The sequence below is a fragment of the Amphibacillus xylanus NBRC 15112 genome (genome assembly GCF_000307165.1).
GTDB classification, from domain to species: domain Bacteria; phylum Bacillota; class Bacilli; order Bacillales; family Amphibacillaceae; genus Amphibacillus; species Amphibacillus xylanus.
Window position 1 is genome coordinate 2,429,951 of sequence record NC_018704.1, and the last position, 20,624, is coordinate 2,450,574.

Genomic DNA, 20,624 nt, shown 5'->3' on the forward strand with positions numbered 1-20,624 from the left:
AAGCTATGTATGATTATTTAATTGTTGGTGCCGGCCTATTTGGATCGATTTTTGCCTATGAAGCAAAACAAAGGGGCAAAAAGTGCCTAGTAATCGATAAGCGCAACCATATTGGCGGAAATGTTTACACAAAAGAAGTCGAAGGAATTCAAGTTCATGAATATGGTGCTCACATTTTCCATACTAACAACAAACGTATTTGGGATTATGTGAATCAATTTGCTGAATTTAACCGGTATACAAACTCACCGATTGCGAATTATAAGGGAGAAATCTATAATCTTCCTTTTAACATGAACACATTTCATAAATTATGGGGAGTAACGAGTCCAGAAGAAGCAAAACGAAAGATAGAGGAACAAAGAAAGACCGCTAATATTTCACAACCGAGCAACCTAGAAGAACAAGCTATTTCGCTCGTCGGTACCGATATTTATCAAAAATTAATTAAAGGTTATACAGAAAAACAATGGGGTCGGCCAGCAAATGAACTACCTGCTTTTATTATTAAAAGACTCCCCGTTCGTTTCACTTATGATAATAACTACTTTAATGATCGATTTCAAGGGATTCCTGTTGGGGGTTATACTCAAATCTTTGAAAAGTTACTTGATGGAATTGATGTTAAATTAAAAACCGACTTCTTTAAAGAGCGAGAGGAATTAGAAACACTCGCAAATAAAATTGTTTTCACAGGTATGATTGATCAATTTTACGATTATCAATTTGGCGTCCTAAATTATCGTAGTTTGAAATTTGAAACGAATGTTTTAGATGATACGGACAATTTTCAAGGGAATGCCGTTGTTAACTATACTGACAGTGAAACGACGTATACACGAATTATCGAACATAAACACTTTGAGTTTGGTAAACAAGAGAAAACCGTCATCACAAAAGAATATCCAATGGAGTGGGAACAGGGGCTTGAGCCATACTATCCAATTAACGATGATGAAAATAATACGGTCTATAAAAAATATAAAGATCTAGCTGATCAAGAAGCTAAAGTCATCTTTGGTGGAAGATTGGCTAACTATAAATATTATGATATGCATCAAGTGATTGGTGAAGCATTAGTAACGGTTGAAAAAGAGTTTGGCAAATAGCAAACCTAGTAGGCGTCAAGATAACGATTCGTTTTTGACGCCTAATTAGCTTATTAGTTCCACCAATACTTCATTTCTTTAAAGGTAACATCCCACAACTTTGCATTTCCTTCAATTGTTATTGTAAGTTCATTTACCTTGTCGATATTAAATTCAGAAGAAGCATGGACTTTATCAGAATAGGTTTCTACTTCTTCACTATCAACAGAAATAACTACTTTACCCTCATAGTCACTTACATTATCGGGAATCCCATAGTTTAAAGAAAGCACAATATCTTTGCCCTCAAAATCACAGGTTAATATTTCCACATTGTTGTCTTCACTACCATACATGTTTATTTCCGGCTCAATTATTTCATCTCCAATTTCGAAACTTTGGAGATTATTATGTACTGATAGATTGCTGTTACTTTCCCGTTCATTTAAAGCGATAACTGGTCCTACTATTTTGGTGAAGGATTTGTTTAACAATTCTGAGAAACCGATTATTGCTGTTGCAAGGACAACAATTGAGATAGCTGTAACGACAAGTTCTTTCCAAATACCCCTAAAATGAATTCCAATTTTGCATGACAAAAACCTACTGATGCACCTAATGAGTTTATTAGGTTCGATAATTTTTGGTGTTGGTAAGTTCTTTTTTCGAATTCGCTGACACCTTTTTTGTGTTTTCATAGAAAAAGGCCAGTAGATTCCTTGACTGAAAAAATGATGGTTAATTCTCTCTTATCAATTGATACAGAATTTAGTTGGATCTATGAGCTAATTAATGATTTAAAATACAGCTTGTTCATCGGTAATTTCAATCATTTTAAATACCACCTACAGCGTAGTAAAGAGCGACCACTCCGGAGATATATACGAACAACCCTTCAAACTTTAGAATATTATTCGGAAGCGATTCAAAATTCTTGTCACTATAATTTATCAAATGGACATTTAGAAGGGATAAACAATAAAATAAAAACAATGAAACGTACCGGGTTTGGATATAGAAATTTTGATCATCTAAAAACAAGAGCTATGATTAGTCTAATAATTAATAAAGAATGATAACCATAAGGTTAGATCACTTACATTTATAGAGGAACGAAATCAAGAGGAAACTGCTTAGTTAAAATAGCAGCCATTTAATTAGGAAGTGAAAAACAGCAGGTGAAATACACGAGACTCCTGCGGGAATAAGTCTTTTCGGTGGGACGAGTAATCGCAGTCCCAGCACGAGCTGAAGATCCACTAAGGCAAGCGCTCTTTGCTTGCCTTAGTTAGCTAAAAACCGTGCCCGCGGAAACATACTAAGATTAGTAGTACAAGACCTAGGCCAGGTTTTGTGCTACTATTTTTTTATAGTAGAAGTGAAGTAAAGCCGAATCACGCTAAGGACCTTGAGTTCGACGATCGGAAACTGGCTAACTTCACTCCCTTATTTGAATCAGCTTAGTATGTTGGGTCCCCAGAGACCGTGTATAAGAAAGTGGAATCGATAAGGTAAAGTGGAGACTTCTACAAAAATATTAAGGAGGAGAAGAAAATGAGATGCGTTATTGCTTTCGACGTTAGTCGAAAGAGTAGTACCATGGCCGCTTACAACGAGCAAGGTAACTGTGAATTTGAAGGGAGGTTAATTCATTCAAAAACGGGATTCTCTAATTTAAGTAAAATCATTAAAGATCTAAGTGAAAAGAATAATTATACCTTAGAATTTGTTTTTGAAGCGACTGGAGTATATTCGGCTGCTTTAGAACGATTCTTACGAGAGAATAATCTCGTTTATTATTCTTTAAATCCTTTATTAGCACACCTTAACACCCAATCTCTAAGAAGAAACAAAACAGATATAAGTGATGCGCATCAACTGGCTAAGAATCATTTTAAAAACGATTATTTCCAAACTTATCGCGAAGATTCTTATTACGAACAGATGCGTACAATGTCACGTCGCTATGATGAGATTATGAAAGAGAAGATTCAGTACAAAAATCGACTACATGCATCATTACAATTATCTTTCCCAGACTTTGATACGGCTTTTATTAACAAATCAAAACTTTATTATAATCTTGTACAAGTATTCCCTCACCCAAACTTGATATTAAAACGATCTAAAACAGTTATTAAAAATCGTATTAAAAAATGCACTAAGAAAAACTATTCATTAAAAAAGTTAGAGGAAAGAGCAATTTTATTGATTGAAATCGCAAAGGATTCATTTCCAGCAGTTGATGAAACAGACTATTCTTGTGAGTTAGTAAGGGATTATGCCAAGAAAATATTAGAGATGGAGGAAGAGCAAGATGAAATCATTCAAAGAATGACAGAAATGTCAAAAGACCGTAAAGAATACAGGATCCTTCGGTCATTTCCCGGAATAAAAGATAAATTAGCCTGTAGAATCATAGCTGAACTAGGGGATTTAACACGTTTTAAAAATAATAAACAACTAAATGCATACGCCGGTATAGATATCGTAAGATATCAGTCTGGAAATATGGAGTATAAAGATCGTATAAATAAACGAGGTAATAGTAGACTGCGTGGTATTTTGTATTTTATGATTGTCTCAATGCTTTCTGCTAAAGGAAAACAAATAAATCATTTAGTTGATTATTATTATAAATTAAAAAAACAACCCTATAATAAGCATCATAAGGTTGCAGTAGTCGCTTGTATGAATAAATTCTTGAAAGTCACATTTCATCTTATTCAAAACGACCTATTGTATGATTATGAGAAAGCTTCAAGCCAACAATAATCATACTATGATTTAATTATAACACAATAGACCTTGAAAAAAGACAAAAAACACAAGGTCTATTCGAAGTGCAAAATTTTAATTAATTCCCGGAGGGGTACCCCTCCGGGAATTAATTAAAAAAAGGGATTTAAACACTTGACTAAACGTAAGAAAGCGAGTGTATTTCACCTGCGGTGAACAAGTTGTATCTTAATTAAAATTAATAGAAATTTATTCTCAGCTAATTATAAAACCAACCGACACTATTTGACATTGAACCTTTTAATTATGCTAAGGCACGTTTTTGTTCGAGCGCTTGCTGATGATTTTCTTTTACTTTATTTAATAAATCTTGATCAGTTAACAAGCGGTACCCGGTAATCGCTAAAGCTTTAGCACCTGTAATAATTGCTTGATCTCCTTCAGGTGATTTTGCCGCTTCACGGAATTCGACAGTATGACCAGCTAAATCATCCGGACCAATCTTAATACCACCATGTGCAGTTGGAACTTCATAACTGATATTACCTGCATCTGTTGAACCTTTACCTTTTCGTTTTTCAATAATAACCTCTTCACCAACCGCTGTTAATGCTTCTGCCAATACTTCATCTAATAGCGGTGTTGGCACTAAATCTTTAACCACATTTTGAAAACGTTCGATAACAACTTTTGTACCCGTTGCTAAAGCTGCTCCCTTTGCAACTGCACGCACCTTTTCAGATGTTTCTTCGGTCTTCTTCCATGATTCCGCACGAATATAAAATCGTGCCGATGCAAACTCAGGGATAATATTCGGTGCATCTCCGCCATGCGTAATGATTCCATGAATCCGAACATCACTAGGTAGTTGTTGTCGTAAGGCGTTTATACCATTAAATAATTGAATCACACCATCTAATGCATTGACACCTAAATGTGGTGCACCAGAGGCGTGTGCTGGCTTACCATAAAATTTAAAGTCGAGTGGGTCAACAGCTAATGATTCAGGTGTTAAGCTTGTTTTACCACCTGGATGTAGCATTAAAGCAACATCAACATCCTCTAGGAAGCCTTGATCTGCAAAACTACCCTTCGCACTACCATTAGGGCCCCCCTCTTCAGCTGGTGTACCTAGAACAACAACACGGCCGCCTGTCTTTTCAATCTCTTCACCTAACGCAACTGCAGCAGCGATACTTGTTGTTCCAATTATATTATGACCACATGCATGACCAAGACCAGGTAATGCATCGTACTCTGCAAGATATGCAATAGTAGGGCCAGGCTTTTTACTATCCTTAACTGCATAAAATGCCGTTTCGTGTCCTGCGACACCCTGCTCAACTTGAAAACCAAACTTTTTCAAATTAAAACTATGAAGGTCAGAAGCAAAGTACTCCTGATTGCCGATTTCAGGTTTTTCATGAATTTGATGACTTGTTTTAATGTATAACTCTCGGTTTTCTTCAATTGACTCAAATAGCCTCTGTTCTACAGTTTTACTAATTGTCATTATAAATTCCCCCTATGAATTTTTAATTTAATTCCCTTGCTTTAACTCCTCAAATAACTGTTCAATTTCCTCATCGGATAACTCAATAATAAACGACCCGTGATTTGTATCTTCAGCAATGGCTGCTGCAATATCTGGTTCTTGATACAATTCAACAATCTTTTTATAGACTTCGTTATCTTTATCTTCTGTTCGAGCTGCAATCAAATTGATGTATGGATAGACACTCTCATCCTCACCTGATTCTCTGTAAATTGGGTCATTCGCAGGATCAAAACCAGCCTGACCGGCAATTCCGTTGTTGATAATAGATCCAGCGACATCTGGTAAAACGCGCGGTGTTTGCTGTGCTACCATTGGGATAATTTCAAGATTTAGTGGGTTATCTATTACCTTGCTTGGATCACCAAACAGACCAAAATCATCTGCAAGTGTAATCAAACCAGCGCTCTCTAATAATCGCAATGCTCGTGCTTGGTTCGATGGGTCATCTGGAATTGCAATTTTGTCGCCTGCTTTTAATTCACTGATATTTGTTATTTTTTCTGAATAAAGACCTAACGGTGCAAAAACTGTTGAACCAATCGGATAAAGGTCATTGCCACTTTCATTAACGTACTGTGCTAAGAAGGAAAAGTGTTGGAAAGCATTTAAATCAACTTCACCTTCAGCAAGTGCATTGTTTGGAATTGTATAATCGGTGAACTCAACTAACTCGATTTCAATGCCTTCTTTTGCAGCTTTTTCTTTTAAAATTGGCCACTGCTTACCGTCTGAACCGTTCACTCCAATTTTGACAAGTACAGGATCATCTGCTGTTGCAGTCTTACCACTTGTTGAATCACACGCGACTAGAAACAAGACGACAAGTAAAACTAATAAACTCTTAAACTTTTTCATAATTAGATCTCTCCCTTATTTTCAAAAATTACTTTCTCATGATCTTTCTAGAAATTGTGTTACCAACCCACTGAGCACTTTGAACAAGAACGATTAATATTAACACCGTCACCGCCATCACACTTGTATCGAACCGTTGATAGCCGTAAGTCATTGCCAGATGTCCCAAACCACCCCCTCCAACTGTTCCTGCAATTGCTGAAAAGTCGATTAAACTAATTGTCATAAATGTTAAGCCAAGGATCAGTGGACCAAGCGCTTCTGGGATTAGCACAGTACAAATGATTCTCAATGGACCTGCCCCCATAGCCTGAGCTGCTTCAATGACACCTGGATCAATATTGACAAGGTTATTTTCAACAACTCGAGCAATCGAAAAGCTCGCCACAATCGTCATTGGGAAAATCGCAGCAACCGTACCAATCGTTGTGCCAATGACTTGACGCGTAATTGGTGAAATTGCAACTAAAAATATAATAAATGGAATTGGGCGAATTAAATTAATAACAAAGTTTAATAGATTGAAGACAAACTTGTTTTCAAGCAGATGATTATCTCTTGAAACATATAACAATAACCCAATCGTTAAGCCTAAAATTGTACCGAAGAACAGTGTACTCGCAACCATGAAGATCGTTTCACCTGTTGCTTCAACGACTCTCGGCCAAAAAGTTATCCAATCAACGTTCATTAATATCAACCTCCCTCACTTCAACTAGATTCGATAATTCAGTTAGAACCTTTTGCTTATTACCTTCATCCCCAATAAGAGAAATTATCATATTGCCAAAAAGCTGCTCCTGTAATTCCTGGACTGAGCCATAAATAATATTAAAATCTACGTTGTATTTCTTTGTAATCGTTGATAGTAATGGATCAACAGTAGATGAACCCTTGAAGATAACACGATATAATTTGCCGCCATTATTTCTCTGCCACTCTTGTAAAATCGTATCTGAAGGTAAATCTTTTTGTACCGATTGAATAAAGCGACGTGTAGTCGTATGCTTCGGATTTGTAAAAACATCAAAGACCGGACCTGACTCAATCACTCGACCACTTTCCATTACCGCAACTTTATTACAAATAGATTGAATTACATGCATTTCGTGAGTGATTAATAAAATGGTTACGCCTAGTTCACGATTCACCTTCTTTAGCAACCTCAAGATATCCTGCGTTGTTTCTGGATCTAAAGCTGAGGTTGCTTCATCACAAATCAAAATCTCAGGAGACGAAGCAAGTGCTCTTGCAATGCCTACTCGTTGTTTTTGACCTCCTGACAACTGTTCAGGATAGTCCTTGGCTTTATCAGATAATCCAACGAATTCAAGTAATTCAGTAACTCGTTCTTTAATCTCATGTTTGTTATAGCCGGCTACTTTAAGTGGATAAGCAATATTTCCAGCAACATTACGTGATGTTAATAAATTAAAGTTTTGAAAAATCATCCCGATTTGGCTCCGCTGCTTCCGCAATTGTTTGGCCGATAGCTTACTAATATCTATATCCCTGATAAAAACCGAGCCCTTTGTCGGTCGCTCTAACTGATTAACAAGCCGTAATAATGTACTTTTTCCAGCACCACTAAAGCCAATAATGCCAAAAATATCACCTTCACTCACCTCGAGTGACACATCTTGAACAGCATGAACCTGCCTTTTTCCAATCGTAAACGTTTTGGATACATCACTGAACTTAATCACGAACCATTCCCCCCACATAGAAAACTTTTGCAAAAACAAAAAATCCTTCCTTTTCAAAAGATGAAAAGAAAGGATTCTATCCGAAAATTAGAAACCGCTCTTTCTCATCTTTCAAATGCATATCGCACTTGTAGGAATTGGCACAGTTTTCATAAATGAATCTGTTGCCGAGATATCATTGGGCCTAGTCCCTCCATCTCTCTGGATAAGAAAAAACAAACTATTTAGTTTTTTATTAAAAGTTGTAAATCCAATTATATAGCGAACTTTTTAATTGTCAACCGTTTTTTGAAAATTTTTATTATTAAGTTAATAAACTAAATTCTATAAAAATTGATTCGCCTGGGATTAGTTGTTAATCATTGAGTTTATTTGATTTAGTTTAATCGAGAATCCATAATAAGCTGAACAGAGCGCTAAAATAAATCCACCAATTAAAAATGATAGTGAAATAGTCGGAAAAACGCCTGTAACAAATGGCCCTGCCAACACACCAAATGCCATAAAACAAATTAATAATCCAAAGCCAATGCCTCGATTAACGTCTGAAGGACCCTCTACAACACCTTGTAAAATCGGTAATAATACACAAGCAAATCCAAACCCGTACATGGTCATTAATATATACAGAATGGGAACTAAATTAATAAAACTAATCATGAATAGACATAAAGACAATATTAGCATTCCAAAGATTATGATGATCTCTGTTGAAAAACGCTCAAAGAGTTTTTTAGTTGGTAGGAGTAATACAATACTACTAACTAGAATAAAAACAGTGAGCAAATACACCGTTAAGCTAGATGATTCTCCTAATGTAGCTATTTTTTGTGGTAGTAGGTAGTGCAATGTGCCTTGAGTAAACATCAATAATAGCGCAGCAGAATAGCTATAGCCCATTACTGATTGATTGACTAAGACAAATGTCGCCTTAAGGTATTTTGAGAAGCTTAATATTCGTTGCGCTACTTCAGGTTCTTTTATTATAAAAATACTAACAACACCGAGCGCAAATATTAACAAACTGATTGAGTAAAATACAGATTCAACAACAAAATGTTTGCTCATAATAACACCAAAACTTGATCCAAGAAATGAAGCCAGACATATGATACAAGCTGAATATTTTATAAAACTACCTTTAACTACTGATGTCTCAATTGTTGATAATTGAACAAGTATACTAGTAAATAAAAACCCACTAAATAAGCCATGGACAAATCTAATCGTTAACAATTGACCCGGTGAATGAACAAATAGATAAACAACTAATATCCCAGATACTGCGAACAACCCAATGATTGAAATGAATTTTGCACCTACTTGATCAATCAAATAACCAGAAAGAATGGCTCCGATCATTACCGCCATTAAATACACAACAAATAAAATAATTAGCATCATATCAGACCCGCCCAAGACAACCATAAACGAACTGATAATTGAGCTATGTGCAAAGACTTCAAATACTGAAACAAACAATAAAGCGAAAATTATATAGATCATTTTCATTATCCCTTTTCTATAAAATTATTTAATCTAGCTAACCTATCTATATGGTTTTTCCAAAAAAACTAGAACAGAAGAGATAAAAAAATACCCAAAAGCAAGCTATTTTGCTTTTGGGTATTTCGTAATACTATTTATTTTATCTACCAACATAATACGTTTCATTCGGACCTAAGTAGCTATTAGCTAACTTTTTACCATCCGGGTAAATGACAATTTTTTCTAACGCAAAGCCAGGGCTTACTGCATAAATTCGTAATTTATTTAAGCCTTGCTCACAAGTTATTTTTGTTTTAGTTGTACGAATATTATTGATCACATCTATTCCCCAGTGTGGTCCATCTACATGATAACCATCAGGAAGGACATTGATTACATCAACATCATTTTCGTTGACTTGAATACCAGCATACATTGTACCCTCTCGCGTTACAGGGTTGGATGGCTGTAAATAAAATTCAAGCTCATATACACCCGCTTCCTGTGTAACAAAATGATACTCAACAAATGGTGCATCTTTACCAACTTGATAATGTGTATCTGTCGGGAATGCTTTAATTGCTGATAAAGTCTTACCGTAGCCATCTAGGACTTCAAAACGATTCAGCGTACCATCTAGATTTTCAGTCGCCTTTTGAGTAGCAAAGTGTTCTGCTTCTATTGAGATATAACCTTTTGTATCTACAAATGTCATATCTGGATAATTTGTAAAATCGTTATTAACTACAGGAACGACAATCGTCACTTTGCCAACTGGTGTTTTAACTGTAATGCGTCCTTCAGCTTGATCAGCTAACCCATCTCGATCAACAAATACATGGATCGTTTCTGACAATTTATTTTTACCATCTAAAACGCCGTTTGCTGCTGAGCATGATAACCAATCCTGATCAGTAGAAATATGATACTCTGCTTTTTTCTCGCTCACACTTGAAATAGTAAACGAAGCTTGATTCACATCTGGCTCTAAGAAGTCGACTAATGGCAAAGTATTCACATGCCATGGACTACCTTCACTTCTTAGTTCTGTACCATCAATTGAGACAAGAAGTCTTGGTTTATTCACCGGTAACACATAGGATAGGACAGGGTTTTTATTCTCATCTTCATTCCAATGAACAAAACCAATATGCTCGGATAACCCCATACCGTAGAATTTACCATCAGCAATCGTATGATATTCATCAACAATCTCCTGATCCCTCTTCAGACAAGCCTTTACTTGTTCAGCTAGCTTATTCGCCTCAATAAGGTTTAATTGAGCAGCATATTTATTTTTACCGTTGAGTAACCACATTTTCTGTAGATTTAAGTTGCCAACAGTTGGATAATAAACTAATGCAAAGTAAGCTGTAAAATGTTGTTGATCTACTTCCTGATACAATTCTTCTGCCAGTCCTAATAAATGATCAATTCGATCAAGTAATTGATCCGTTTCATGGTAGTTTACAGGGTGATAGACATCAACATTCATTGCTTCAGGTCTACGGTTATGAGCTATTTTAGTATAGCCATTTAATAATTCAAAAACCTTATCCTTTTGCTCTAAATTGAACACACCTGCAAATTGTTGTTCAATCCACTGTTTTGTATAATCATCAGTCTTATTAATCGCATTTGTTCCCCATTTATCAAAATCATAAGCTAAATCAAGGAAGAACGACAATGGCAGCTCTTGAGTAGCGATATCACCAACATTCACAATCCATAAGTCTCGTACACCGAAGTCATAAGCCATCGTCATTTGCTCCCAAATCTTCGGCAAGTATGAGCTATTGATCCACTCATACGAAACTGGGCCACCATGGTAATCAAAGTGATAATACATACCATAGCCACCTGAGTGTTTACGCATATCCTCAGTTGGAAGCGTGCGTAAATTACCGTGATTATCATCACAAAGCATTAAAATAACATCTTCTAGCTCTTCAGAGTTAATTAAGCCAGGAGTATTTTCATCACCATAGAAAAACGGTTCAACCTCTTTATAAAGTGCCAACATTCTCGGTACTTCTTTTAGGTTTGGATTAACATGTTCTTTAATTAACTTATTTTGCGTTTGGATGACATCTCGCAATAGATTAATATTATCTTCTAGCGTTGCATCTTCACCCATAATCTTCGTATCTGCTTCACCACGCATACCGATTGTAATAATATTTTCAAAGTGACCTGTACGCTTTAATCCATCCTCCCAAAACTTCGTGATACCCTCTCTATTCGTTATAAAGTTCCAAGCATCACCATAAATTGAATCAGGACCACGTAAATACTTGTACTCCTCACCATAACGCAAGCACGGTTCATGATGCGAAGCTCCCATAATAACACCATATTCATCGGCTAATTCCACATTAGCCAATCCTGGACCGTCGTCATTAAAGCGAGCAGACCACATCGCTGGCCAGAGGTAATTCCCTTTTAATCTTAGTAGTAATTCAAAGACATGATCATACATTTCAGCATTAAAGCCACCAAAGTTTTTAGCTGACCAATTACCAAATGCAGGCCACTCATCATTAATAAAGAATCCGCGGTACTTAACTGACGGCTCTTTAGATACATATTTATAGTCACCTTTTAGTGAAAATGACTCTTTACGAGCTGGCAAAACACCGCTCCAATCAACTAAAGGAGATACGCCTAACTTTTCAGATAAGTGGAACAAACCATAAATCGTTCCCCGCTTATCACTACCTGCAATGACTAATGCTTTTTCTACACCTTGAATAGGTTGATCAACTACCTGGAATAAGAACACCTCACGCTTCCCTGCTATCTCTGTTAGGTCAATTAGTTCCTTTTTATTGAGTTCATCTAATAGTGGACTATGCCCAACTGTTCCATACAATACAGCATGACGACTTAGCATATCCCTATCTTTAGTAGCTTCTGGTTGATAGCCAAAAACAAGCTCAACATCATGCATGACTTTGTTGGCAATTTTTCTTACTCCACTCAGAGCTTCTTCCTCTTGATAAAATAACGCACCTGATTTAGTGTCAGTCATTAACATCTCTTGATTCAGTGTAAAATCCATTATAATATCCTTTCTAACAATATATTTTAATTAAAAACTTCCAAACTAAACGATTGTAAGCACTTACAAAAATGACTATAACCAAAATTAAAACGCTAGGAGCATCGATTGATATAAAAAGGTCATTATATGACACTTACAACCACTGTCCCTAGCGTACTATAAGACTAATATATTTCAACCAGTCAAACTCTATGTTTTTGTTGAAAAACTAATGATTAACTTTTAATGTTAATTTAACTCGTTAATAGTGAATTCCTCAACATCCACCAAATTCTCACCGTTAAATTTTGCACAGATGATCAATGGCATCTCATGTTTAATTCGGTTAAAGAATTGGTAATCAAAATGATGATCAAAATAATTGAGCATCGTGCTCATACTCGTACCGTGTGTACCGATCACGATATTCTGATTCGGATGCTGATTAATCAATTCTCTCAATGCAGCAACATTTCTTCGTTGAACTTGATTTAAGCTTTCTCCATCTGGAAGCCTATAATCCCAATCTTGCCACTGCCTTTTGGCAAAACCATCGAAATCCTCAATCCACTCATCACTTACTTTTCTCTCTCTGAAATCTTCTACTAACTTTATATGTAGCTGCGCTCTTTTTGCAAAATCCTTAATTGTGTCAATCGCACGCAGATATGGACTAGAGTAAACGTGATCAATTTGTTTATCAATCAAGAAATCTGTCACTCGTTTACTATCCTGAAGTCCTTCTTTTGTAAGAGGCCGAGTTAAGTCATCGTGGATTGAAAAATCAGGTTTTGCGTGCCTAACAAAGTATACCGTTGTCATAGATTGAGTGCTCCTTTAACGATTTAGTTCTGATACAGTAACAAATTGATAGTTTGCCTCAACTAAAAACTTCAAGATTCGATCAAGTGCATCAACTGTTCCTTGATGAATCTCATGTAGTAAAACAATCGAACCATCTTCCACATTATCTGTTACGAGTTGATAAATCTCATCCGGATCTTGTGTCCGCCAATCCTCTGAATCTACTTCCCAAAGCACGGGAGATAACTCAGTCATTGATTCAACCTGATCATTAATCTCACCATACGGTGGACGGAAAATAACTGGTACTTTGCCTACTGCCTTTTTAATTATTTCAGACGTAGATTCAATTTCCTGCTTAACTTCTTCAGGACTTATTTTAGTTAAATCTGGATGACTCCATGTGTGGTTACCAATTTCATGTCCTTTAGCTACTACTTGTTCAACGACGTCTAAATTTGCCTCAATCTGATTACCAATATAAAAGAAAGTCGCCTTAGCTTGATACTTTTCTAACAGCTTAAGCACCTCTAAAGAATAGGTTTGATTTGGACCATCATCAAACGTTAAAGCAACAGATTTTTTATCAACTTTTACCATTTGTTAACCATCCTTTTCTGATCTGTTTTTCTCTATTTTACTACATAAAACGCCATAAATCCCAAGGAAATGTTTCTGGTGGTGCTGATTTAACACTCAATGGTTCTTTTCGGACTGGGTGCTCAAATGAAAGTGTGTGTGCCCAGAGTGCAATTTGTTGCCCAGGTTGATTAAGCTTTTGTCCATACTTCTGATCACCGTAAATGGGATGACCAATTGTTGAAAGTTGCACACGGATTTGGTGAGACCTCCCAGTATGTAGCTTCACTCTAAGTAAGCTTAATCCTTCTTTAGAATCAATCACTTCATATTCTAAAATCGCTTTTTTTGCATTTGGGTGCTTAGCCGATTCAACCGATACCTTATTCTTACGGTTATCTTTTAGCAGATAATGCTCAAGCTTGGCCTTCTTTTGCTTCGGCCTACCATGAACAACTGTTAAATATTCACGATCAATCGTGTGTCTTCGAATCATATCCGACAGCCTTGACGCTGCCTTAGAAGTCTTACCAAAGACAATTGCGCCACCAACGGGACGATCTAAACGATGAACCAATGCAAGAAAAACGTTACCCGGCTTTTGATAGCGAACTTTTAAATCTTGTTTTAGGATTGTTAATAAATCAGCATCCTTACTGTTATCTTCTTGTACTGGAATGTTAACTGGCTTCTCAACAATCAATAAATGATTATCTTCATATAAAATTGGTATGTTCATTGTCTATCTCCTTAATTGTGTTGAACTTATCATAACATGTATTATTAATGATCTCACAGAAGAATACAATGTACTTATGGAGTTTGTTATCTATTCCACTCAAGATCTAAGATGACTTGACTTCATTATCAAACGATGTATTAATAGATAGGTAGAATATTTATACAGAGATGGAGTGAATTTGTAAGATTGATAGAAAGGAAATTTGATCAAATGCTCCAAGTCAAAACAGATGGACTTAGAGAATCACAACAGATGCAGACAGCATATAACCGTTATGAAGCAACACCATACATAGCATTGGAGCAATTAATTGAACATTATAAGTTAAGACCTGAGGATCACGTTGTTGATTTTGGTTGCGGAAAAGGAAGAGTCTCTTTTTTCCTCCATTATCACTTTGATGTACCGGTTACTGGTATCGAAATGAATGACCTAACATTTGATGAAGCATTAAGAAATAAAGAACTCTATAAAATGAAAAATACCCATTTACAAGCCCCGATTCAATTTAAATTTGGCCTTGCTGAACATTATCAGATTAAGCCAGAGGACAACGTATTCTATTTCTTTCATCCTTTTTCAATAAAAATATTTAAAAAAGTCGTCTATAATATTTTAGATTCGGTACTAGAACATAGTCGTACTGTAGACATTGTTTTCTATTATCCATTACCAGAGTTTAAAGACTTTCTCAAAAATCATACGCCCTTTAGATTAATCAATAAAATTAAAGCTTATAAGAAGCACGGGCGTTATGGTAAGTTCTTAATTTACCGCTTAGACTAAAATAAATCGGTGTCTCTCAATTAAAATGAAAGACACCGATTTTTTATTAACTTCCTTGATGAAGCCTTCGATGAAGTTCGCGCACTTCTTCTGCAAGTTCTGGTACGGGACCATCAATTTGGGTATCACGAATCACATCTTGAATCGGCAGATTACGTACCCGTGATGGCTTAACACCAAATTCATTTAACCACTGAACTAACTGCTCAGAAGAACTAGCATATACAATTCGTCCTAAACCTACCCATCCATGTGCGGCTGCACACATCGGACAGTGTTCACCAGAAGTATACACTGTTGCACGACTTCGGTCTTCTGGTGATAAATTTTCTGCCGCCCACCTAGCGATCGCAAATTCAGGATGCTGTGTATGATCACCACTTGCAACATGGTTGTGATCCTCGAATAACACATCACCTTCTGCTGAAACAAGGACTGAACCAAAAGGCTCGTCTCCCTTCTCTAATGCCTGTTTTGCTAATTCAACACAACGACGTAAATGTTTTATATCTTGATTACTAATCATCTGTCAGTCTCCTTTTTGGCAATCTTGTCAAATAGGTAACAATTATGGAACTTAGACTCACTTATTTCTTCAGAACGCCTATTACCTTACCATTAATAACCACATCACTTGGATTCATTTGAATCGGCTCATAGTTTGTATTCTCTGAGATTAGTAACAGTGTATCACCCATAAACATAATCCGTTTCATTGTGGCTTCATCACCGATGATAACGACCACAATATCACCATTTACCACTGCCTCTTGACGATGCACAATAACAATATCGCCTTTATCAATTCCAGCGTTTATCATACTATCTCCCGTCACACGCAATGCGAAGGTGAGGTTTTCTTGAATAACCCATTGATCAAGCAGAGGAATCATTACTTCAAAATTTTCAATTGCTGTCACAGGTAAACCTGCAGCAACATCACCCAGTAATGGAACTTTTACATTCGCTTCAGCATTAACAACCATCTTGGTAAAAGGATCAACAACCTCAATATTCATTTCATCCTCTGTATCTTGCACATAATCATATGTTCGATTATGCCGTAAATCCATATATATTCTTGTCCGCTTTGCGTTCGGTAAAAACTGGGGTTGACATGGTGGAATATCTAAAACAATCTCTTCATTACGATCAAAAATGATCAGATCCACACCATCAGTTACAATACCATAGCGCACATGTTCATTTGCACGCATATATGACTTCAGCTGTACTGCCCCTGTCTCAATTCCTGTAGCAAATGCTTTTACCTCAGCAAAAATATAAGGAATTCTTTCCCCATTAAATTCAATAGAAACAGCTAAATCTACATAGCCCCGCTTTGAAAATAGTTGAACTGGATATTCAAGTTGGATTAGTTCAGCAGGATAACCGAATGTTTTAATTAACTCACTAATTAACCATTGTCTAATGACTTCTTCTTTCGCATTCAAATCAACAAGCTGATCAATGAATAAATAATCCTGAATTGGAATTGAATGAAATGGTCGAATTCGTGAATCTCTCTTCATCCGCAACAAATCGTAATCCAATTCTTTAATAAATGGAGACGGGGCCCGAACAGATGTCATATAAAGTAAATCATTTGCTCGAGTCATACCAACATACATTAACTTACGTTCTTCAGTATAAACTGTCTCATCACGTATTCCATAAACATCATTTGGAATCACATCCTTATCCAAATGAACTAAGAAAATGACTTTAAACTCGAGCCCTTTAATTGAGTGCATTGTCACAAGCTTAACCGAGTTCGTTTCAAATTGTGCATCATCACCTGTTAAAATCTCACATGGAATCTTCGTCTGGTTTAATGTCGTTGCAATACTCTCAATTAGGCGGTGCTCTTTAGCTACAATACATATATCTCGCAATTGATAATCATTTTGTAATGCGTGTATCTCTTCAATTAAAAATTCAGCCTGCTTTTGCTCATTTACAAAGTACTGGTAGATTGGCGCATGCCCATGACGATCAATCAATGCCGGTTTCACAAAATCGATATTACCTTGAATTGCTTCATCATGTTCTATTAGTCCATAAGCAGCTTTTGATATTTCAGTAGTAGTCCGATAGTTTTTTGAAAGAGTGCGAGAACGACCACTCATATCATAGCCTATCGTTGTATACGGTCTACCCTTCCCTAACCAAGACTGCGAATATATACTTTGAGTATTATCTACAACGAACATGATTGATGAGTAGCTCTTCTGCTGATATAGTAGATTGATAAATTTCAATTGTACTTTAGATAAATCCTGGCTCTCGTCAATAATGATGTGAGTATACTTCTTCCTAGGGAATTCGGCGGCTGCTTTCAAAGCTAAAAGGTTCATCGTTTTAAAATCAATATATCCTTCTTTCATCAAGAGCTGATCATAAAGCTCCATAAGTTGATAAATAGCCTCTCTCGTTCTTGAGTTTTTCGTTAACTTTTGCGGTGTATTTTCACCTTCAATTGCCCTTCCAATCCGATCAATCTCTTGATAAGCATTTAAATCTGGGATATCGCAGGCTTTAATCCACTCAATCTCATCTAATAAAAAGCTACTATATTTAGGTGAGAAAATCCTAATATCACTGAACTTATCTCTTAAATGTAAAAGCGCTTTTAGTAAAACCTTACGTTGCATTGCCGTATTAGCCAATTGATAAGACACTTTATATTTTTTTAGATAAGTTCTAAAATATGAAAACATTAACCGATCAATATTAGTGATCTCAACATCGCTACTTGATTCAAAGAAGCTCTGCAATAAACCTTCCTCAGAATTGCTTTGGTTCTCATACTGATATTTGATATATTTTAAGAGTGTTTTATTAAATGTCACAAGTAGAACATTATCATCATCTTCAGGGCAATAATGATTTTTCAAAAATGTTACCCGCCGAATTGCCACAGTGGTTTTTCCTGAACCAGCAACCCCTTTAATAAGAGAATGACCAGAAGGTTCCAATTCAATAATTTTCCTTTGTTCCACATTTAGCTTCATTAATATACCCCTCTCATTGCAGCCCTTAATTGAATAGTATTAATTACTCTTATCATAGCACTTAATATCTAAATTTTTAACCGATTTTAGGGATTTGTTGCTATTATTGAAAATTTAGTGGATATTTTGGAAAAAACAAATAGAAAATGTAAAAATGCATCATAGCTAACTAAATTGCTATAAAACTTACAGAAATAAAAAATAGACCGAAAACCTCATTATATTTTGAAGTCTTACAGTCTATATGTTCAATTAATGAAATGTCTAATTAGTCTTCCGGAGATGTTACCGTGATGCCTTGTTCTCTAAATACCTTTTGAGCTACTTTTAAAGCATTCAATGCACTTGGAAATCCAACATAAACGATTAAGTGCATGATACATCCGACAATCTCTTCAGGCGTTAACCCAACACTTAAACCTGTTTTTATATGCATTTCAATTTGGGGTTTCCCTTGTGCAACGAGTGCCGTAATTGTCGTCAACACCTTCAGTTTATCATCTAGTCCAGGTCTTGAATAAATATCGCCAAAAGCAAACTCAACAACATACTTTTCTAAATCAGGTGCAATATCACTAAAACCCTCACCAATATCCATAAAACCTGTTGGATTATCATCAGGTGATTGTGTTAACTGTTGAATCTTCTTAATTCCTTTTTGATAGCGATCACTAGTCATTTTAACTCCACCTCATCTTTATTAGTCAGTATTTTCTAACAATTCTAGTACATTAACTAAGTAAACACAAATAATCTAAAAATTCGATTCCTTTTTTCTTATTTTTGGTTTAGTCATGAATACATTAACCAATCAGAGAAACCTACTCAACAATCACATAGTCTGAATATAATATTGAAAATACACTTATAAGGGTAGGATTAAAATGGATAGTGAATTGAAAGCATTACTAGGCTCATGGATACAAGCTATTGGAACGCTCCTCCCAGCTTTAGGTAATACCCCATCTTTAAAAATTAGCAAGAGCGTCCAAACATATTTATCGCTAATCGGCAATACAATGCAAGCTACAGGAAATGCTCTTATTGCTGAAAGCGCAAGTGACATTTCATTATCAACTGTCGGTAATAAAATTCAGGCAATTGGAAATTCAATTGTGGTCCTATCTATATTTGTGCACTCAAAAGGAACTCAAAAAAACTTAAATATAAAAGGTGATTTACTCCAATCACTTGGCAGTATTGTATCGATACCCGATTATCTACAAATAGAAAGTAAATCTTTAAATGATATTTTAAATCTGTACGCTAACATTCTTCAGGCAACCGGTAATGCTTTACAGGCCTTAGCAGTAAAATTAGGCCCAAATGAACAAGGACAACTAACAAATTTAATCGGTAGTTGGTTGCAAACAATTGGTGCATTTATGCAAGCTATCTACCAAAATAATAGTTAATACTCAATCCATAAACTGCATAGTTTTAGTCTAATTGATTTATAAACTTAACTGTACCATCTTGAAATGATAATCGGATAAGCAACGACCAATTAGTCACCACGACGTTTTTTCTACAGGATTAATTATTTTTAACTTCTTTAATGTATCTGTAAACCGTTGGAATCGATACTTGCATAATTTCAGCAACGATTGGTACTGATCCCTTCATCGAAAATATCCCACTATCATTTAACGTACTTACAATTTCCTTTCGATCAGATGGGGTTAGACTTTTATCTCTTAATTTCTCTTCCGGTATAATATTGTAAATAATCTCCTCTATCGAGTGAGAGAAATATTCAATTTTATCATCAGTTTTATTTTGGTGCTCATCCATGACATTGTCATTTAGCTTTAAGCTATATTCTTTTGCTTGCTCGATAGCGATTGGCTCTTCATCTATTGGTCTAAATGAACTTAACTCTTCTAAAAGATGCTTAACAGCGATGTAATCACTTACATTTGTATTGATACAGATTAGACCTTCTAAATAGCCATCACTATTCTTAATAAAGTATGTTGAAGACTTTAAAAAGTCTCCTTTTTTACTAACACCACGATAGTTTACTAGATAGTTTGTATCCGTATATGCTTCATTTTTTATCATTTCTAACGCTAAACCAGTTATAGGTGATGAAGTAGTTCTACCGGAAATGTGTCCATTCTTAATACTTTCAATATAAAATCCATTCTTATCTCTAAGATGAAAGACTACCTCGCTATTACTACCTGCGTTTGTCAATTTTAAATGATAATATAAAGACA

General features: G+C 35.7%; 19 protein-coding genes and 1 riboswitch. Of the genes, 5 read left to right on the plus strand and 14 right to left on the minus strand.

From position 1 onward, the window contains the following. Positions 1–5 precede the first annotated feature (5 nt). Complete coding sequence (glf, locus tag AXY_RS11540) at positions 6–1,109, plus strand: UDP-galactopyranose mutase (RefSeq protein ID WP_015011003.1); 1,104 nt, start codon at positions 6–8, stop codon at positions 1,107–1,109. A 53-nt stretch (positions 1,110–1,162) separates the two neighbouring features. Here the strand turns inward: glf and AXY_RS11545 are convergent, their stop codons facing one another. Then, positions 1,163–1,786: a hypothetical protein gene (locus AXY_RS11545; RefSeq protein WP_015011004.1), complete on the minus strand. Its 624-nt coding sequence runs from the start codon at positions 1,784–1,786 to the stop codon at positions 1,163–1,165. Positions 1,787–1,822: 36 nt separating this feature from the next. Here AXY_RS11545 and AXY_RS13230 point away from each other — a divergent pair, with 36 nt between their 5' ends. After that, positions 1,823–2,164, plus strand: a complete 342-nt coding sequence (locus AXY_RS13230) for a transposase (protein ID WP_407919041.1) — start codon at positions 1,823–1,825, stop codon at positions 2,162–2,164. 478 nt (positions 2,165–2,642) lie between these two features. Next, a complete protein-coding gene (locus AXY_RS11555; RefSeq protein WP_015009979.1) occupies positions 2,643–3,863 on the plus strand; it encodes an IS110 family RNA-guided transposase in 1,221 nt (406 codons plus the stop codon). 268 nt (positions 3,864–4,131) lie between these two features. Here the strand turns inward: AXY_RS11555 and AXY_RS11560 are convergent, their stop codons facing one another. The 9 genes from AXY_RS11560 to AXY_RS11600 all read right to left on the minus strand — a co-directional run bounded on the left by AXY_RS11560 (position 4,132) and on the right by AXY_RS11600 (position 14,599). Next, a complete protein-coding gene (locus AXY_RS11560) occupies positions 4,132–5,340 on the minus strand; it encodes a M20 family metallopeptidase (RefSeq protein ID WP_015011006.1) in 1,209 nt (402 codons plus the stop codon). A 27-nt stretch (positions 5,341–5,367) separates the two neighbouring features. Next, positions 5,368–6,240, minus strand: coding sequence for a MetQ/NlpA family ABC transporter substrate-binding protein (locus AXY_RS11565; protein ID WP_015011007.1), 873 nt, complete (start codon positions 6,238–6,240; stop codon positions 5,368–5,370). Positions 6,241–6,268: 28 nt separating this feature from the next. After that, positions 6,269–6,931 (minus strand): methionine ABC transporter permease, encoded by a 663-nt coding sequence (locus tag AXY_RS11570; protein WP_015011008.1) that lies wholly within the window; start codon positions 6,929–6,931, stop codon positions 6,269–6,271. After that, on the minus strand, positions 6,921–7,946 hold the full coding sequence (locus AXY_RS11575; protein WP_015011009.1) for a methionine ABC transporter ATP-binding protein: 1,026 nt from the start codon (positions 7,944–7,946) through the stop codon (positions 6,921–6,923). The genes AXY_RS11570 and AXY_RS11575 overlap by 11 nt, the downstream gene beginning before the upstream one ends. A gap of 101 nt (positions 7,947–8,047) precedes the next feature. Then, a riboswitch (SAM riboswitch) is annotated at positions 8,048–8,158 on the minus strand. A 136-nt stretch (positions 8,159–8,294) separates the two neighbouring features. Beyond that, entirely contained in the window at positions 8,295–9,452 is a 1,158-nt protein-coding gene (locus tag AXY_RS11580; RefSeq protein WP_041450192.1) for an MFS transporter, read from the minus strand. Positions 9,453–9,594: 142 nt separating this feature from the next. Next, positions 9,595–12,495, minus strand: a complete 2,901-nt coding sequence (locus AXY_RS11585) for a glycosyl hydrolase 115 family protein (RefSeq protein ID WP_015011011.1) — start codon at positions 12,493–12,495, stop codon at positions 9,595–9,597. Between the two features lie 231 nt (positions 12,496–12,726). Further along, positions 12,727–13,299: a histidine phosphatase family protein gene (locus tag AXY_RS11590; protein ID WP_015011012.1), complete on the minus strand. Its 573-nt coding sequence runs from the start codon at positions 13,297–13,299 to the stop codon at positions 12,727–12,729. Between the two features lie 15 nt (positions 13,300–13,314). Further along, the gene (locus tag AXY_RS11595) at positions 13,315–13,881 is read right to left on the minus strand and encodes a polysaccharide deacetylase family protein (RefSeq protein ID WP_015011013.1); all 567 of its coding nucleotides are present in this window, start codon (positions 13,879–13,881) and stop codon (positions 13,315–13,317) included. Positions 13,882–13,921: 40 nt separating this feature from the next. Continuing rightward, positions 13,922–14,599: an RluA family pseudouridine synthase gene (locus tag AXY_RS11600; RefSeq protein WP_015011014.1), complete on the minus strand. Its 678-nt coding sequence runs from the start codon at positions 14,597–14,599 to the stop codon at positions 13,922–13,924. 213 nt (positions 14,600–14,812) lie between these two features. Between AXY_RS11600 and AXY_RS11605 the strand changes: the two genes are divergently transcribed. Then, the gene (locus AXY_RS11605) at positions 14,813–15,388 is read left to right on the plus strand and encodes a methyltransferase (RefSeq protein WP_015011015.1); all 576 of its coding nucleotides are present in this window, start codon (positions 14,813–14,815) and stop codon (positions 15,386–15,388) included. A gap of 46 nt (positions 15,389–15,434) precedes the next feature. Here the strand turns inward: AXY_RS11605 and AXY_RS11610 are convergent, their stop codons facing one another. The 3 genes from AXY_RS11610 to AXY_RS11620 all read right to left on the minus strand — a co-directional run bounded on the left by AXY_RS11610 (position 15,435) and on the right by AXY_RS11620 (position 19,081). Beyond that, on the minus strand, positions 15,435–15,914 hold the full coding sequence (locus tag AXY_RS11610) for a nucleoside deaminase (RefSeq protein ID WP_015011016.1): 480 nt from the start codon (positions 15,912–15,914) through the stop codon (positions 15,435–15,437). 61 nt (positions 15,915–15,975) lie between these two features. Beyond that, positions 15,976–18,402, minus strand: coding sequence for a transcriptional repressor LexA (gene lexA, locus AXY_RS11615; protein WP_015011017.1), 2,427 nt, complete (start codon positions 18,400–18,402; stop codon positions 15,976–15,978). 268 nt (positions 18,403–18,670) lie between these two features. Then, positions 18,671–19,081: a carboxymuconolactone decarboxylase family protein gene (locus tag AXY_RS11620; protein WP_015011018.1), complete on the minus strand. Its 411-nt coding sequence runs from the start codon at positions 19,079–19,081 to the stop codon at positions 18,671–18,673. A 205-nt stretch (positions 19,082–19,286) separates the two neighbouring features. Here AXY_RS11620 and AXY_RS11625 point away from each other — a divergent pair, with 205 nt between their 5' ends. Continuing rightward, positions 19,287–19,817 carry a DUF6944 family repetitive protein gene (locus AXY_RS11625; RefSeq protein WP_015011019.1) on the plus strand — a complete coding sequence of 177 codons (531 nt, stop codon included), beginning with the start codon at positions 19,287–19,289 and terminating at the stop codon, positions 19,815–19,817. Positions 19,818–19,938: 121 nt separating this feature from the next. Here AXY_RS11625 and AXY_RS11630 read toward each other — a convergent pair whose 3' ends face one another. Next, on the minus strand, positions 19,939–20,601 hold the full coding sequence (locus tag AXY_RS11630) for a helix-turn-helix transcriptional regulator (protein ID WP_155835512.1): 663 nt from the start codon (positions 20,599–20,601) through the stop codon (positions 19,939–19,941). Between the last annotated feature and the right edge of the window lie 23 nt (positions 20,602–20,624).